The sequence below is a fragment of the Gemella sp. 27098_8_155 genome (genome assembly GCF_041433725.1).
GTDB classification, from domain to species: Bacteria; Bacillota; Bacilli; order Staphylococcales; family Gemellaceae; genus Gemella; species Gemella haemolysans_D.
Genome location: NZ_JAPWCA010000011.1, coordinates 46,579 through 64,310, shown reverse-complemented (window position 1 = coordinate 64,310; position 17,732 = coordinate 46,579). Strand labels below are relative to the sequence as shown.

The 17,732-nt window shown below is 33.3% G+C and carries 12 protein-coding genes; 7 read left to right on the top strand and 5 right to left on the bottom strand.

Features of this window, described 5'->3' with window-relative positions; genetic code table 11:
- Nucleotides 1-112 precede the first annotated feature (112 nt).
- From O5Y44_RS05920 to nagA, 3 genes are all read right to left on the bottom strand, one after another.
- Nucleotides 113-1,147 carry a cyclically-permuted mutarotase family protein gene (locus O5Y44_RS05920; protein WP_371465715.1) on the bottom strand — a complete coding sequence of 345 codons (1,035 nt, stop codon included), beginning with the start codon at nt 1,145-1,147 and terminating at the stop codon, nt 113-115.
- Between the two features lie 118 nt (nt 1,148-1,265).
- Nucleotides 1,266-1,985 carry a glucosamine-6-phosphate deaminase gene (gene nagB, locus O5Y44_RS05915; protein WP_271965661.1) on the bottom strand — a complete coding sequence of 240 codons (720 nt, stop codon included), beginning with the start codon at nt 1,983-1,985 and terminating at the stop codon, nt 1,266-1,268.
- Nucleotides 1,986-2,003: 18 nt separating this feature from the next.
- Nucleotides 2,004-3,152, bottom strand: coding sequence for an N-acetylglucosamine-6-phosphate deacetylase (nagA, locus tag O5Y44_RS05910; RefSeq protein ID WP_271965662.1), 1,149 nt, complete (start codon nt 3,150-3,152; stop codon nt 2,004-2,006).
- A 376-nt stretch (nt 3,153-3,528) separates the two neighbouring features.
- Between nagA and O5Y44_RS05905 the strand changes: the two genes are divergently transcribed.
- The 3 genes from O5Y44_RS05905 (at nt 3,529) to O5Y44_RS05895 (ending at nt 7,756) form a co-directional block, all read left to right on the top strand.
- Entirely contained in the window at nt 3,529-5,469 is a 1,941-nt protein-coding gene (locus O5Y44_RS05905; protein WP_271965663.1) for a KUP/HAK/KT family potassium transporter, read from the top strand.
- A 304-nt stretch (nt 5,470-5,773) separates the two neighbouring features.
- Nucleotides 5,774-7,441, top strand: coding sequence for a mucin-binding protein (locus O5Y44_RS05900; RefSeq protein ID WP_371465713.1), 1,668 nt, complete (start codon nt 5,774-5,776; stop codon nt 7,439-7,441).
- Between the two features lie 153 nt (nt 7,442-7,594).
- Nucleotides 7,595-7,756: an LPXTG cell wall anchor domain-containing protein gene (locus tag O5Y44_RS05895; protein ID WP_371465712.1), complete on the top strand. Its 162-nt coding sequence runs from the start codon at nt 7,595-7,597 to the stop codon at nt 7,754-7,756.
- Nucleotides 7,757-7,970: 214 nt separating this feature from the next.
- On the opposite strand, the gene O5Y44_RS05890 is transcribed toward O5Y44_RS05895, so the two are convergent.
- A complete protein-coding gene (locus tag O5Y44_RS05890; RefSeq protein ID WP_371465711.1) occupies nt 7,971-11,309 on the bottom strand; it encodes an SIALI-17 repeat-containing surface protein in 3,339 nt (1,112 codons plus the stop codon).
- 582 nt (nt 11,310-11,891) lie between these two features.
- A complete protein-coding gene (locus O5Y44_RS05885) occupies nt 11,892-13,070 on the bottom strand; it encodes an NADH-dependent flavin oxidoreductase (protein WP_371465710.1) in 1,179 nt (392 codons plus the stop codon).
- A gap of 376 nt (nt 13,071-13,446) precedes the next feature.
- On the opposite strand from O5Y44_RS05885, the gene O5Y44_RS05880 reads away from it, so the two are divergent.
- The 4 genes from O5Y44_RS05880 (at nt 13,447) to O5Y44_RS05865 (ending at nt 17,630) form a co-directional block, all read left to right on the top strand.
- Nucleotides 13,447-14,439, top strand: a complete 993-nt coding sequence (locus O5Y44_RS05880) for an MsnO8 family LLM class oxidoreductase (protein WP_371465709.1) — start codon at nt 13,447-13,449, stop codon at nt 14,437-14,439.
- On the top strand, nt 14,439-15,317 hold the full coding sequence (locus O5Y44_RS05875; RefSeq protein WP_371465708.1) for an SIR2 family NAD-dependent protein deacylase: 879 nt from the start codon (nt 14,439-14,441) through the stop codon (nt 15,315-15,317). The genes O5Y44_RS05880 and O5Y44_RS05875 overlap by 1 nt, the downstream gene beginning before the upstream one ends.
- Nucleotides 15,318-15,402: 85 nt before the next feature.
- Nucleotides 15,403-16,425 (top strand): lipoate--protein ligase, encoded by a 1,023-nt coding sequence (lplA, locus tag O5Y44_RS05870; protein ID WP_371465707.1) that lies wholly within the window; start codon nt 15,403-15,405, stop codon nt 16,423-16,425.
- Between the two features lie 32 nt (nt 16,426-16,457).
- Entirely contained in the window at nt 16,458-17,630 is a 1,173-nt protein-coding gene (locus O5Y44_RS05865; protein WP_371465706.1) for an NADH-dependent flavin oxidoreductase, read from the top strand.
- Nucleotides 17,631-17,732: the final 102 nt, after the last annotated feature.

Below are 17,732 nucleotides of genomic sequence, written 5' to 3'. Positions count from 1 at the left end.
TTCCTTTTGGAAGGTTCTTTTTTTTATTTTCTTAATAAAGAATTCAAATATGAGTGATTTTACAAATTATTAAAGATACCCTACATTTTAAATAGGGTATCTTTAGTTATTATTATTTTTTAGTTCTATGAATATATGGTTTTCTCTCTGCTGGTTTAATCTCACCCATAATAGAATATATGTAATTATCTGTAGCTAATAAAGCATGTCCACAAGGTGCCTCAAAAGGAATTTCTCCTAATTGGTACCATTGGTTTTCATTCAAGTTGTATACTAATTCTTTTTTATTCCATTTATAGTCGCTTACAGGACGTCTGAAGTATGCATCACGGTATTTTGCGTGATCTTCACCTTGTAATGTCGTTAAGTTAAATACTGCATCTTTCCAAACATCTTTATTGAAACCACCTATTACTAGAAGTTCATGGTCGTTTAATGGTGCCCAATCAGCACCTAATAGAGATACTTCTTCATTATCGATTACTACATCAGCTAGTTGAGTCCATTCTTTAGTTTCTAAGTTAACTTTATATCCATCGTTATAAGTTTCACTAGAACCACCACCATATACATAAAGTTCATTGTTGTATACGTAGCTTACAGCTTGATTACGTAATTTCCCAGGAAATTCTGAGAATACTTCAAATTTCTTAGTTGCTAAATCATATGCATAAAGTTCATTGTTATTAGATCCGTTAATAGATCCGATACCAAAGTATAGCTTATTATCATGAACTTTAGCGATAACATTTTCTACAGTAAGTGGAAGAGTGTCGACTACTTCAACTTTTAATTTATTATCAACAACAGTGAATGCTAAAATTTCTGATGATGTTTCAGATTTATTTGCAATATAGTATAAAGTATCGTTATATACTGCGCTTGGTCCATATGCTAAAGGATAGTCGAATTGAATTTGATCTAGTAGTGTTACTCCTTCAGGCGTTTCTTCATATAGATATACATCTTTATGATTTACTTTAACACCTCCATCTACAGGAAGTCCACCTGGAAAGTTAGCACCGCCACCGAAAATTAATTTATTTCCGATAACACCTTTAACTAATCCTGCTGTACCTATGTTATTTTCGTAGCCTTTTTGAGCTGCTACGGTAGCTATATTTGTCCATTTTAGTTGTGTACTCATTTATTGTACCTCCCTATTTTAAAATTTAAAATCAAACGCTTACATCGATATATTTATTTTAGTGGGAGGATTCGACTTAGTATGAAGGGTTAGTCGAGAGTCACTCCCACTTTATTAATTATTTAAAGTCTGCTTCTTTATCTACTAGTATATAAACACTAGGGTGATTTTTTAGAACGGTACAAGGAATATTTTCAGTTATTTCTTCACCTTCTATTAAACTTTTTATCGCTTGTTGTTTTGCTTTTCCAAATGCTAATAAGATAATATGTTTTGCGCGCATAATATCTTTAATCCCCATTGTTACAGCTTGTTTTGGTACTAGGTTAATATCATTATTAAAGAATCTAGAGTTTGCTTCGATTGTTTCTTGTTTTAAATCAACAACGTGCACTCCAGCTTCAAATGAAGTTCCAGGTTCATTAAAACCAATGTGTCCATTAGATCCAACACCAAGGATTTGAACATCGATTTGTGTGTTATTAAGCTCTTCTTGATATGATTTAAGAGCTTTTTCTAAGTCTTCAGCACTAGCATCAGGAACGTGTGTATTTTCTTTATTTATATCAACATGATCGAATAAATTAGTGTCCATGAATTTATGATAACTTTCAGGGTGATCATAGCTAATTCCAACATACTCATCTAAGTTATAAGATTTAATATTTTTATAGCTGAAGTTGCCAGCTTTATAATCAGCGATCATCTCTTCGTATAAATCTGTTGGAGTTGATCCGGTTGCAAGCCCTAATGTTGAATTGTCATCTATTAAACTTTTAATAATTTTATATGCTTCTTGTGAAGCTTCTTTTTTAGAATTAAAAACTAAGTATTTCATATTATTACTCCTTATTTATTAATCTTCTTTTTTATAAACTTCTTTACCACGTGCAAATGTTGTTAGTACTTCGTATTCAGGACTGATAACAACAAGGTCAGCGTCGTAACCCACTTTAATTTTACCTTTACGATCGGCAAAACCTAACATTTCAGCAGGGTTTTTTGTACAAGAGTTAATTGCTGCATCTACAGGAACTAAAGCATCTTCTATTAAGACGCGTAGACCATCGATAACTCTAAGTGTAGAACCTGCCAGACGACCATCGTCACGGTGAGCACTACCATCTTCATATATTTCCATATTTTCTCCTCCGAAGATGTAAGAACCACGACCACAACCTTTTGCACAAAGTGAGTCTGTAATCATAATTCCATGGTCACGCCCTTTTGCTGTGAAGTATGTGTTAAGTGCATCTGTAGTAGAGTGAATACCGTCGCAAATAATCTCTCCATATGCATCGCGAGCGCGTAGAGCAAACCCTACTTGGCCACCATCGCGGTGATGGAAACCAACCATACCGTTATAAACGTGAGTTTGAGATGATGCACCATTAGCAAATGCAAGATAACTTTCTTTATAGTTACAAGCTGAGTGACCTAAACTTACACAAATACCTTGGCTTACTAAATATTTAGTAAGTTTATAATCAACATCTTTTTCACAAGCGATAGTGATAAGTTTAATTAAGTTTTTACTAGCTGCTTGGAATTTTTTAAATTGTTCAACACTCGGTGTTTGAATACAACTTAACGGTTGAGCCCCACGTTTTTCTACATCAAGATAAGGACCTTCGAAGTGAATACCTAAGATTTCAGCTCCTTCATAACCTTCTTCGTATACTTTCGCAACATTAGCGACAGCTTTTAGAAGAACTTCTTCAGTTTGTGTAATTGTAGTAGGTAAGAATGATGTTACACCTTCAGAAACGATATTTTTTGTCCAATTACGTAGTCCATCTTCATTAACATCATTAGTATCATAACCGTACGCACCATGTGTATGAACATCTATAAATCCAGGCAAAATACGGTTAGTTCCAAAATCATAATCTACTTTATCGAATGCATCATAGTCATAAACGGCAGTTATTTTTTTATCTTCTATTTCTAAAATAAGAGGAAGAAATTGTCCGCTTGACCAAACTTTTTTACTTTTTATTAACATAATAGCACCCCTTTATACATAAAAATCTATCTTTTAAATTTAATGTGTTAAATTTTGTTAACTTAATTTTAACACTTTTTAAATAGGTTTGTAAAGTGTTAAAGTAAAAGTTTTCAAAATTAATTTAAAGGTATTTTTGATATTTTTTATAGGATAATGAGTGGGTGTTGTTTAAATTAAATAATTTAAGGTGTTATATTGATATGAAAGAGGAAAAAGGTAGTGTATACATGATTTCGACATTTCATTAAAATTAATTATATAAGATACTTACTATTGACTTTCTTCGTAAGAGGAATATAATAGTATGTGAGAATTATATTACTTATTTTATAGAAGTGATATAATTTCAATTATTTTATAAGAGGGTATAAAAATGGATAAATCAAGATTGACTTTTCTTGGTGTAATAATAACTATTGGAATAATATTTGGGGATATAGGAACCTCCGTGCTTTATGTTATGAAATCATTCGTCCGTAGTAGTGACGCTATGATGAGTGAAAATCTCGTATTAGGATTCGTTAGTTTAATATTTTGGGTAATGACTTTACAAACGACGACAAAATATGTATTAATCGCATTAAAGGCTGATAACAATGGTGAAGGTGGAGTATTCTCATTATTTGCTTTAATAAAAAATAGAACTAAACGAGGAGTTGTTCTCTTAGCGATGATAGGCGGAGCTACACTTCTTGCGGATGGAATAATAACACCAGCAATTACAGTGACATCGGCAGTTGAGGGATTGCATGATATAATTCCAGCTATAAACACAAATGATGTAATAATTTTAGTGTTGATGATTTTTATCTTTATCTTTTCATTTCAAAGATTTGGAACGAAAAAGATAGGATCGCTATTTGGTCCTATAATGAGTTTATGGTTTTTATCTTTATTTTTCTGGGGTGTAAAATCAATAGGTACTAGACCAGAAATATTAAAAGCTATCAATCCAAAATATGCGCTTAATCTATTAATTACATATCCAGGAGTATTCGTCTTATTAGGGGCGGTATTTTTATGTGTATCAGGGGCTGAGGATTTATATGTGGACTTAGGTCACTGTGGAAGAAAAAATGTTAGAATGGCTTGGTTTGTGGTTAAAGTATGCTTACTTGCGAATTATTTCGGTCAAGCAGCATATTTATTATCGACAAATTACAGTTCAGAAAAAAATCCATTCTTTGCGATAGTTCCAGAAAGTTTTGTAGTATTTCAAGTAATACTAGCAACATTAGCTGCGATAATAGCGAGTCAAAGTTTAATAACAGGGTCTTTCACATTAATTTCAGAGGCGATAAAATTAAACCTATTCCCAAAATTAATAATAAAATATCCAACAGAATTAAAAGGACAGGTTTATGTATCTGCGGTTAATATAATACTCTTTATCTGCAGTAGCTGTGTAGTAATATTCTTTAGAACAAGTAGTAATATGGAAGCAGCGTATGGTTTAAGTATTAGTATAACAATGTTTGTGACTACATTATTATTAAGTATTTACTTGTATAAAGTAAAAAGTAAAAAACTCTTTGCTGTAATCTTCTTAATATTTTTCGGAATAGAAGAATTATTCTTCTTATATGCGAATAGTTTAAAATTTGTAAATGGTGGGTACATTACAGTATTCATAGCATTACTAATATTTATAATTATGTTTATTTGGTATAGAGGAACAGAGATAAAAGAGAGAGAAAGTCAATATTTAACTGTGAAAAATTATACGAAACAATTACTTCAGTTAAGTATGGATAAAAGTGTACCAAAATATGCAACAAACTTAGTATATTTAACAGGTGCGAAAAGAGAAGAAGATGTAGATTATGCAGTATTGTATTCTATATTAAACAAACAACCGAAAAGAGCGAATGTCTACTTTTTCGTACATATTAACGTTATAGATAAACCTTATAAACGAGAGTATAAGGTTACAAAATTTAGTGATAAAAAAATACTTAAGATCACCTTTAACTTAGGATTTAGAGAACACCAAAGGGTAAATATGTTTATGCATCAAGTAATAGATGATTTGTTGATGAATAAAGAATTAGAACTACAACCTACTAAGTACAACTTAAGAGGAAAAGCTGAGACGGTCGGAGACTTTAGATTCGTATTGATAGAAGAGGTACTAGGTAATAGTAACGGTTTATCATCATTTGATAACTTTATTATGGGACTGAGATTAAAACTGAAAAAAATAACGGTAACTCCAGAGAAATGGTTCGGATTAGACACTAGTGTTATAACGAAAGAAGCGGTACCGTTAAATGTAGTACAAACTAAAGTAAAAAGATTAACAAGAATTCAATAATAAAAATCAGACTTAGAGTAAGAAAATGTAAAATAGAATTACATTACTTATGAAGAGCCTGATTTTTTATTGTTTTTGATAATAAGAGATATATTAAGTTTACAATATATATTAATAAAAAAATATTGTTTACATAAATAAACTGTTAATCTCTTTGAGGTTAGTTAACTATTTAAACAAAGAGGAGATAAAGGTGGAAGTATAATTATTTTTGAACATTAAATTGACAATTATTTTTACTAGGTGTATACTAAAACTATGAAAGTAGTTACACGATAGGTGTAACTTATAGGAGGAGAAATAAATGAAGACAAATAATAAATTTTCAATAAGAAAGTATAGTGTAGGTGTTGTATCAGTCATAATAGGTTTATTTATTTTAGCTGGTGCAAACTCAGATGATAGAGTATATGCCAATAATGAAAGTGTACCACCAATAGTATCAGGCGTACCTGAGGGTGGAAATCCAGATGGCGTTGATAAAGTAGTAGATAAAAATAATGCGGTGGTAGATAAAGGAGATCTTTCAAGAGTTCCAACACCAGTAACTCCAGGGTACTTTGCATTAGAAAAAGAAGCTCCAAAAGTCGCCGCGACACCGGATGAAGTAGAAAAAGAAGTTGATATAGATTTAGTAGAATTAGGTGAAATAAAATACCGTGATGTAAAAACTAAAGAAATAGTTGCAGAAAAAATTTACGAAAATGATAATAACGATCCTACAAGGGCTGGATTAACAACATTACCAGAATTACCAAAAGGTTATAGATTTGTAAATAAAGGATTAGATAGAGTAGAAACTAGAGAAATAGTAGTTCAAAAGTTTTTGGAAAAACCTTACGTATCAGAAGAAGTTGGAATAAAAATTAAACTTCAAGAAGTAGATGGAAAATTAGCTGTAGACCCTAATATAAACATTGAAGCTGATAAATTTGCTCCAGGGCACAATCTTGTTTTTGATGTAGAAAAATATATAAATGATGTAGAAAAAGTAACAAAACAAGTAGTGGAATTTGTTGGAGCAGAAGGAAAAGAACCAAAAACAAACATCCAAGATGGTTACAAATTTTTAGGTGAATATAATGATGAAATAAAAGAAACTACATGGAAAGAAAAATCGCATGCATATAGTAGTGTAGATGTTCCAGTAGTGGAGAAATATTTCGCAGATAAAAAACAAGCAGGCGGAAAAGAAGTTACACCAGAAAAACCGGAAGTAACAGATACAGTAACGTATAAACATTTAGGAAAAATAGTACCTGTAGATGAAAAAGGTAATCTAATAGAGAAAGCCCCAACGCCAGACTATCTAAATGACTTAAAAGATCCGACAAAAGCAATGGAAACACCAGTACCAGAGCTAGCAGGGTATGAAGCTTCTGTTAGCAGTGTATTACCGAAAGATCCTGGAGTAGATACAAAAGTAGTATATAAAGAAAAACTTACTGATGTTGAAGTGAAAACAAAACAAGTTGTAGAATTTGTTGGAGTAGAAGGTAAAACACCGAAAACAAATGTTCAAGATGATTATAAATTCAAAGGTAAAAAGAACGAAGTAACAAAAGAAACTAAATGGGCAGAAAAAACACATACATATAATAGTGTAGATGTTCCAGTAGTGGAAAAATATTTTGCAGATAAAAAACAAGCAGGCGGAAAAGAAGTTACACCAGAAAAACCAGAAGTAACAGATACGGTAACGTATAAACATTTAGGAAAAATAGTACCTGTAGATGAAAAAGGTAATCTAATAGAGAAAGCCCCAACGCCAGACTATCTAAATGACTTAAAAGATCCGACAAAAGCAATGGAAACACCAGTACCAGAGTTAAAAGGCTATACACCAACAGTAAAAAGTGTTGTACCAAAAGATTTAGCTAAGGATACTAAGGTTGTTTATAAAAAAGTGGAAAAACCAAAAGTGCCAGAGAAACCAAAAGAAACACCTAAGACTCCAGAAGTTCCAAAATAGAAACCAAAAACACCGGAAGTTCCAAAAGAAATATCTAAGACTCCAGAGAAACCAAAAGAAACTCCTAAAAAACCGAATGTACCAAAAATAGAACAGCCACGAGTTCCAGAAGTTCCTAAGAAAGAAGTTTCGGAAAAACCAAAAGTACCAGAGGTGTACAAAGGTGAAATTAAACCAACACCAGAAGTTCATAAAAAAGAAAACTCTAAGTTACCGAATACAGGAATGGAACAACCAAAAACTACAATTTTAGGAATGTTAATGTTGTTATTGACTGGTTTTGTAGCTAGACTTACAAGAACTAAGAAAGATTAGACAGTAAGGGTTTTGATATAAAAAATAGCGTAGTAGTAAATAACTATTATGCTATTTTTCATATTTAACGAAAGAAAAAGGAAGCGGAAGAGATTCGAAAATTATGATTTCGGAGAAATCAATTTTATCGAAGGGGATCCATTTTATTATTTTTACCAAAATAAAAAGAGTATGGAAAATCCATACTCTTTAAAGTTTTTTATACACTAATCGACTATTTAGAAAGTTTACGTCTTACAGCAAGTCCGATAAGCCCGATTAAGCTTAATCCTAATGCAGTAGTGCTAGAAGAATTCATACCTGTACTTGCTAATTCTTCAGATTTAGCTTTTGCAGGTTTAGCTTCTTCAGGTTTTGTAGATAGTTGAGTAACAGCAGGTGTTTGTCCGAAATCTACGTTTTGAGCAGCTGCGGCTCCACTAACTGATCCAAGGTTTTGACTAGGATCTACTACTTCACCAGCAGCTCCGCCACCTTGTTGTCCAGCTCCGCCTTGATCGTTACTAGGAGTTGGCTGAGGTTGAGTGTTTGGTTGAGTTTCTAAAGTTGTAGGTCCTGTGTATTCTGGAACTTCATTAACAGCTGGAAGATTTTGAGATAAGATATTGAAAGCTTCTTCTAAATCTTCTAAACGAGATTTTAATCCTCCAAGGTAATAATCTTCAGCACCGTTTTCTTCACCGTCTTTGATTTGTTCTTTTACTTTAGCAATTTCATCTAAGATTTTTTTGAATTCAGGATTGTTTGCACCGAACTCAGGTAGTGCAGGTTGTACAAGTGCATCACCATTTGAAGCTTCAGGTTTAGTTGGTTTTGGAGCGTCTCCTTCAGGTTTGTTAGGTTCAGTAGGAGGTGTTGTATCGTTTACACCACCATTGAACTCAGGAGTATTTTCAGTTGTAGGTGCTTCTCCATCATTTACTCCACCATTAAACTCAGGAGTATTTTCAGTTGTAGGCGCTTCTTCATCGTTTACTCCACCATTGAACTCTGGTTTTTCTTCAGCCGTTGGAGCATCTGCAGGGTTTACTCCACCATTAAACTCAGGAGTATTTTCAGTTGTAGGCGCTTCTTCATCGTTTACTCCACCATTGAACTCTGGTTTTTCTTCAGCCGTTGGAGCATCTGCAGGGTTTACTCCACCGTTAAACTCAGGAGCGTTAGGAACAGTTGGAACTTCATCAGGTTGTTTAGCATCATCAGTAGGTGCTTCTTCATCACTTACTCCACCACTGAAGTCTTTAGATTCTTCACCTTTAGGAACTTCTTTTAAGTTTTCGATATAACCTAAAGTTGCGTTGTAATCGTCAGTTAGTTTATCAATTTCATCTTTATAAGCTTTTACTACTTCGTTAACTTCGTCAAATTTAGCTTGAGCTTCGTCAGCAGCAGTTTTAGCAGAAGCAACAGCTGCTTCTAATTTAGTTACAGCATCTTGTAATCCATCTTGAATAGCTTGATCAGCTTTGTTTTTCTTAGCTGTTTCAAACGCTGCTTTAGCTTTGTCTAAAGTTTCTTTTTGTTTATCTAATGCTACAGTTTTTTCTTCTACTACTTTAGCTTTTTCAGTGGCATCAGCTTTGTCTTTATCAGCTACTTTAGTTAATTTTTCGATTTTTTCAGCTATATCATCAGCGATATCTTGAAGTTTTTTAACGATTGGTTTAGAAGCTTCTTTGTTATAAGCAGCATCTAATTTTTCTTTATCGGCAGCTGGCAGCTCAGATAAAGGTTTACCTTCTTGTTTTGTAGCACCGATTTCGTCTGCTTGAGAATCTTGATCTTTAGTAGCTTCAGCAGTCGTATTTTGATCTTCTAATTCTTTAGCAGCTTGTGTAGCAGTGATAACACCATCTTGGATAGCTTTTAGTAAAGCGTCTTTACCAATTGCAGCTTTAGCTTCTTCGATAGCTTTAGCTTTGTCAGTGATTTTAGTATTTTTGTTAATTTCAGCTTCTGCATCTTTTTCAAGTTGCTCTAAAGCAGCTTTAAGAGCTTCTAAGTTATCTTTTTCTTCTTTTTTAAGTTCTTCAACTTTAGTTTTAGCTTTTTCAGCCTCTTCTTTAGCTTTAGCTAATTCAGCTTCAGCGTCAGCTTTAGCTTTATCAGTTTCATCTTTTTTAGTTTGAGCAGCTGTTACATCGTCAGCTTCTTTTTTAGCTTTAGTTGTAGCTTCTTCAACTTTTTTAGCTTCTTCAGCAACTTTTTTCTCTAATTCAGCAACTTTATCGTCAGCTTCTTTTTTAGCTTCAGCAGCTTTTTCAGCTTCTGTTTTTTCTTTTGGAGCTTCAGGTGCTGGTTCTTCTTTTTTAGGTGGGTTTTTAGCTTCTTCTTCTTTAGCAGCTTTCACTTCTTCTAGAGTTTTATTGTACTCATCAGTAAGTTTGTTAAGTTCGTCAGCATAAACTTTAGTATCTGAAGCAGCTTTATCAAATGCATCTTGGGCAGCATCTTTAGCTTTTTCGATAGCTTTAACAGCTTTATCTAATGAAGCAACGATATCAGCATCAGAACCATTATCATTAGCAGATTTCAATGCTTCTTTAGCTTCTCTTAATGTGTCTTCTTGTTTTTTAAGAGTTTCAGCTTTTTTATCTTCTTCAGCTTTTAATGCATCAGTATCTTTTTTAAGAGCATCGATTTCTTCACCTAAATCATCAGCTTTATCTTGAAGTTTTTCTGATGCAGGACGAGCAGCATCTTCTTTTTCAGCTTTTTCGATTCCAGCTTTAACGTCTTTAGGAAGTTGATCTTTAGTTTTAGCTTCTTCAGCTGGAGTTGCTGCAACGTTAGCTTCATTAGCTTGGTCTTTATTTCTTAATTTTTTCTCAGTTTCTTTATTAGCTTCAGCTTTTTCGTTATCATCTGCTAATTCAGCAAGAACATCACTAGCTTTTAAATCACCAGATTCAACGGCAGCTAAAATATCTTCTTTACCTAATGCTTTTTTAGCTTCTTCTTTATTTGTAATCTTAGTATCAGCATCGATATCTTTTTCTAATTGATCTAAAGCTTTTGATAAGGCATCTTTAGAGTCTGCTTCTTCTTTCTTAGCGTCTTCTTCTTTTTTAGCTTCTTCTTTAGCTTTAGCGTCAGCATCAGCAGCTTTAGCTTTAGCAGCAGCTAATTCATCATCTGCAGTTTTTTTAGCTTCAGCAGCTTTAGTTTTTGCAGCATCAGCATCAGCAGCTTCTTTTTTCTCAGCTTCTAATTTAGTATTTGCTTCGTTAGCTGCAGTAGTAGTTGTATCTACTTTTGCTTGAGCTTCAGTAACTTTTTCTTCAGCTTTTTTAGCGTCAGCTTCAGCTTGTTTAATTTCTGGACTTGTAACTTCTGATTTAGGCGCCTCAGTAGTTCCAGATGCGTTAGCAGTTCCAGTTTCTGCAGGTTGTGTTGTGTTTGCACTTCCATCTGCAGGTTGTGTTGCAGTAGCTGCTGGTGCTTCGCCAGCGTGAGCTACAGCTGCTCCAGTAGTTGCAACACCGATACCAACAAGAACAGAAGCTACCCCTACCTTAAATTTACGTAATGAATATTTTCTTTGTGTTGTCATAAAATAAATCCCCTTTTTCTAAAAAAATAATAATGACTATGTTCTCAAAATGTTTGATTTTACTCTGTAAAAAGACATAAAGAGACAATTAGTGTATTGGTAATTGTTATTATACTAAAAGAAAAATGTTAAAACAAGAGGTTTGGTAATTAATGTAACTTTATAATTATATAGTAAAGCGTAAAAAGTGATAATTATAAAACAAATATAATTATATAAAAAACGAACATAAATAAATGAAAAATAAAATGTAAACGTATTAATACAAGTGTTTTTAAACTGCTGATTATATTGATAAAAATATAAACATAACACTTAATAAAGATAGATAAATGTTTAAAAAAATTTAAATATTAAATTTATGTTACAAAGGTTATGTAAATGATAATTTTGTATATTTAACGTTTAAATAGTATTTCTGTAAAAAGTAATAAAAATAGAATATAATAAAATTTATACAGTTTAATAAAGAAAAAATAAAATTACAGAATTATCATAACATAAAAGTAATATAAAAAAAAGAACCTCCAAAAACAAGATTTTTGAAACCTTAGTCTTCGAGATTCTTCTAACTTATATAATTTAATAATTTTCTTCTAACTTTCTAAATTCATCCCTAGTGTGTTGTGGTAGTGAACGTCCGTAATCCATCATAAGCACGATATCTTTAAACGCAGCTTTAGGAATAGCTAAACGATCTATGTCTTCAATACCGACATTTAGATTTATATCTTCTATATGATTTGCTTTTAGTTTTTCAACGAAATCTGGTTCTGCGACAAATGGAGAAGATAAACCAATCATATCAGCATGCAAAATTGCAGCTTCACATTTTTCCACAGTGTTGATACCACCTGATGCGATTAATGGTATTCTTCCATTTAAGTGTTCATAGACTACTTCGTTAATAAGTCTTCCATGGTGTGGACCTTCTGCTCGTACTGTATTTAAATAAATGTTTTGCCCCCAACTTGCGATTGCCATATATGATAGAGGCACTCTTTCTAATAACCAGTCTGTAAGTTGATTAAATTCTTCAACTGTATAACCGACTTCTTCACCACGTGTTTCTTCAGGTGTTGCACGATAACCGAAGATAAAGTCTTTTGGTGCTTCTTTTTTTATTACTTCATATACTTCTTCAAAAACTTCAAGGATGAAACGTGAACGGTTTTCTAACGTATCTACTCCGTATTCATCGTGGCGTTCGTTTGAGAAGGTAGAAAAGAATGTTTGTAGTAAAAGACGTTGAGCACTAGATATTTCGATACCATCAAAACCAGCTGCGATAGCACGGCTCGTAGCACGCTTATAATCTTCTTTTATTTTTTGTATATCTTCTATAGAAAGGGGATGAACGATGTGTTCTACAGGTGAGTTTAATTCCATATAACTTGGACCGACGGCGCGTTTGTTAGTAGTAACATAGTGATTAGCGAAACGACCGGCATGAGTAAGTTGTAAGATAGCTTTTGCTCCACCAGACTGCATAGCTTTTGCCATTTTTGTTAAACCAGGAATACATGCATCATCATGAACGCTAAAACCATATTCAAAAAGTTGTCCTTCTAGATTTATATAGGCAGCGCCGGTAATTTGTAAGGGTGCTGTATTTTTTCGTCTTTTTGCGTAAAGAAGATCTTCTTCTGTAATGAAGCCTTCTGCGGTAGATGAGTTTGTAGTCATCGGAGAAAGAACAAAACGATTTTCAAGTTCTATTCCATTAGCCAGTTTGACAGGTGTTAATAATTTTGATTCCATAAAAAATACCTCTTTAAGTAATGTAAATAACATACAACTATACCAAAAAATATACAACAATAAAAAATACTATAGAAAATAAACTGCTGATATTATCTAAAATTATGTAAATTAAAGGTAGATTCAGTAGATTAAGTTACTATAATTTTTTTATAAAAAATTTAAAGTAGTGGTGCTAGGTATGTGTACTTTTGCTGAAAATATGATATAATAAGTTCGTAATTTCAGAAAAGGTTTTCTTATAATTTATTATATCAGATTATTAAGTATATAAAAAGGTAAAAATAAATTGAAGAGTGAGAAATAAAATACTAAAAAGAAGAAAATAGATATTTGAAGTTATATAAAATAAGATAAAATATAAGAGGATGATACTATGAAACTTAGTATTTTAGATTATGCTATTGTAGATGAAGGGAAAACTGCATTAGAGGCTATAGAAGAAAGTACGGAGCTAGCTCGTTTAGCAGAAAAGTTGGGATATAGTCGTTTTTGGATGGCTGAACATCATCAGGTACCAGCTCTTGCGAGCAGTAGCCCAGAACTACTTATGTTGCACCTTTTGCAAAATACAGAAAAAATACAAATAGGTTCAGGTGGAATAATGATTCCTCATTATACACCATATAAAATTAGCGAATGGATAAAACTTCTTAGTGCTTTGTATCCAAATAGGGTGAATCTAGGTATAGGTAATAATCCTGGAACTAAAGTAGTTCAAAAACTGATGGATACTACACCGATAACACGAGATGAATACAATGAAAGTTGTACGAAATTGCTGGAGCTTCTTACGGGAAATGAAATATTAGTGCAACCACCAGAAGCAAAGGTTGATCCAATGTGGCTACTATCAACTAGTGAGAAAAGTGCGAATTTAGCCGCAGAGTTAGGTCAAAACTATGTTTATGGTCTATTCTTTAATCAAGCTGTAGACTATATAGAAACAGCAAAAAGATGTTTACAAACTTATCGTACAAAGATGCTTGAACAACAAAAAACACCACAAGACGTGGTTGCCGTGTTTATTGCGATAGGGGAAGATGAAGAAGAGGTACAAAACTTAGTACGTTGTTTAGATGTATGGCTTCTTGGTAAGAAAGAATTTACAGAATTTGATAGATTCCCTAGTATAAATACAGCAAAAGAGTATGAAATTGCTGAAATTGATAAAGAAAAAGTAGAAAAGAATAGAACACGTTTAGTTTGGGGGACAAAGGATGTTGTAGTAGAAAAACTTAGAGATTTAGCTATAGAATTAGAGTTAAAAGAACTTATGTGTATACCTTTAGTACCAACTATAGAAAGAAGAAAAAATATTATAGAGATTTTAGCAAAAGAGCTAATGGAAAAAGAGGAGAAAAATTAATGACTTGGAAGGCGATAGAGTTAGAAGTAAACAATGCCGAAAAATTAGCACAGTTAATAGAAGAAGCTGAGGCGATAGTCATAGGAATAGGAGCAGGAATGTCAGCTGCGGATGGATTCACCTACATAGGAGAGAGATTTACGAGTAATTTCAAAGACTTTGTGGAAAAATATAAGTTTTTAGATATGTTACAGGCGAGTCTATTTGATTTTCCTAGTTCACAAGAATATTGGGCATTTCAAAGTCGTTTTGTCTTATTAAATTACTTTGATCAACCTGTCGGAGCGAGTTACGTAGCCTTAAAAAACATTCTAAAGGATAAAAACTATCATATTATTACGACAAATGCGGATAATGCCTTCGATGTTGCTGGTTACGATATGGATAAGGTCTTCCATATTCAAGGGAAGTACGGGCTTATGCAGTGCAGTAAACATTGCCATGCGAAAACATATCAAGATGAAGCTTTAATGCGTAGGTTGGCTGTTGAGCAAGAAAATATGGAAGTTGACTACAGGTCTATTCCATTATGTCCGGAATGTGGTGCACCACTTGAAGTTAATAAACGTAATGCTGAAAAGGGGATGGTAGAAGATCCAATCTTTTTCGAACATCTAGATAAGTACAATGAATTTTTAGAAAAAAATCGTGATAAGAAAACATTATTTATAGAAATAGGAGTAGGATTTACGACACCTCAGTTTATAAAATATCCATTTTATAGAGAGTTAGATAAAAATCAAAAAGCGTTGATGATTACTATGAATCAGAAGAAATACCAATTCCCTGAAAGAATAGCTTCAAGGGTGTTATGGTTTAACCAGAATAGTAAAGAGTTAACGCTAGATGTTGAAGAGTTGTTGAAGAAAAATTGCTGAGAAAAGTTACAAACTACTCTTTAAATAAAATTATATTAGCTAAAAAATACATTTAAAAAAATTAACAAATAAAGGAGAATAAATTATGTATTTAATAGAACCAATTAGAAACGGAAAATATTTACCAGACGGAGCGCTAGTAATGGCGATGCAAGTTTACGTGCTTAACAACATCGATATTGATGAAACTGTAATCTTTCCATATTACTGTGAACCAAAAGTAGAAATCGGATTATTCCAAAATGCTGAAACTGAAGTAAACCACGAATACATGAAGGAAAAAGATATTATCCTAGTACGTCGTGATACAGGTGGTGGTGCTGTGTACGTTGATAACGGTGCTGTCAACGTATGTTTCTTAATGCCAGGGGATACTGATGTGTACGGAAACTACAAAAAATTCTATCAACCAGCAGTAGACGTACTTCACAGCTTAGGAGCTACAGAAGTTGAACAAAGAGGGCGTAACGATTTAACTGCTCGTGGAAAAAAAGTAAGTGGAGCTGCGATGACATTAGTACGTGGTAAAATCTACGGAGGATATTCATTACTTTTAGATGTAAACTATGAAGCGATGGTTAATGCTTTAACACCAAACCGTAAAAAAATTGAATCAAAAGGTATTGAATCAGTAAGAGCGCGTGTAATGGGTATGCGTGAACTATTAAAACCTGAATACCAAAACGTAACAATCGATGAATTCAAAAACTTAATCATCTGTGGATTAATGGGAATCGAAGACATCAAAGATGCGAAAAGATATGAACTTACTGATGAAGACTGGGCTGCAATTGAAAAATTAGCAGATGAAAAATACCGTAACTGGGATTGGAACTACGGAAAATCACCACGTTATAACTATAACCGTGATGCTCACCTTGCGATCGGAACAGTTGATTTCAGTTTAGAGGTTGAAGAAGGACGCATTACGAAAGCGAAAATCTACGGAGACTTCTTCGGTAAAGGTAACGTACGTGATGTAGAGGAAAAACTTATCGGAGTAAGGGTTAAAGAAGAAGATTTACTTGAAGCTTTAGGAAGTATTGATCTATCATTCTACTTCGGTAATGTAGAAGCTAAAGAATTAGTAGATTTAATCTTAAGCTAGTTTTACAAACTATGTAAAAGAGGTGTGAGTTTGTGGAAAAATTATTAACTCCCATAAAACTAGCAAATGGTGTTCAGTTAGAAAATAGGTTTGTGCTGTCGCCGATGACGACTAATTCTTCTACAAAAGATGGAATTATCACAAAAGAAGACTTAGATTATGCGTTAAGACGAGCTAAGTCAGCTCCATTACAGATAACAGGGGCGGCTTATGTTGATGTAGATGGACAATTGTTCGAGTTTGGTTTCGGCGCACATGATGATAGTTGTATTCCAGGACTTACTAAGATGGCGGATGCTATGCAAGACGCTGGAGCCAAAGCTATTTTACAACTAACTTATTCGGGTGCGGGTGCTAATTACTATGGGGTAAATCATAAAGTTTATGGTCCAAGTAAATTGAAGTTGCACCTTCCGTTTGAACATGAAGTAGAAGAGTTGTCTCATGAGATGGTTAATGTGATTAAACAAAAATATAAAGATGCTACAAGAAGAGCTATACGCGCGGGTTTTGCAGGGATAGAAATATCTACAGCTCAAAAACTAATGCTACAGACGTTTTTCTCAACGGTATCGAATAAACGCCATGATAAGTATGGTGTAGATTCACTAGAAAATAGAGCTAGATTTATACTCGAAGTTTTTGAAGCGGTATATGAAGTTATAAAAGATGAAGCGCCTGAGGATTTTATTTTAGGATATAGAGCAACCCCGGAAGAAACACGTGGTGCGATAATAGGTTACACTGTGGAAGAATTTAATCAACTTACAGATTGGATACTAGAAAGAGTGCCATTATCTTATATTGCGATAGCGAGTTGGGGACAAAATATTTATCTGAATAAAGTTCGTGCTGAAGGACCTAATGAGGGGCGTTTGATTAATGAAGTAGTCCATGAACACCTAGCGGGACGTATTCCGTTAATGGCGACTGGTGGAATTAATAGTATAGAAAAAAGCCGTGAAGCTATTATGCATGCTGAGATGGTAGGTTTATCTAGCATCTTTGTTGCTGAACCAGATTTTGTAGTTAAATTTCAAGAAAATCGAGAGGAAGATATTAATTTAAATGTAGGTGTGGAAGATATCGAAAGTTTAGCTATTCCGAAAGCTGCATTTAAAGATATTGTGCTTATGATGGACTACGGTAAGAGTTTGCCACAACATACGAGAGATGAATTTAGAAAATTAGAAGAAAATTACTAATAGGAAGCTCGCTACAATATAGGGGTGAAGTAGTAATTAAAGAATAAAAGACTATTAAGGCAAAGCGGCTACTATTATAAGTTGAACTTGAATAATAGTAGC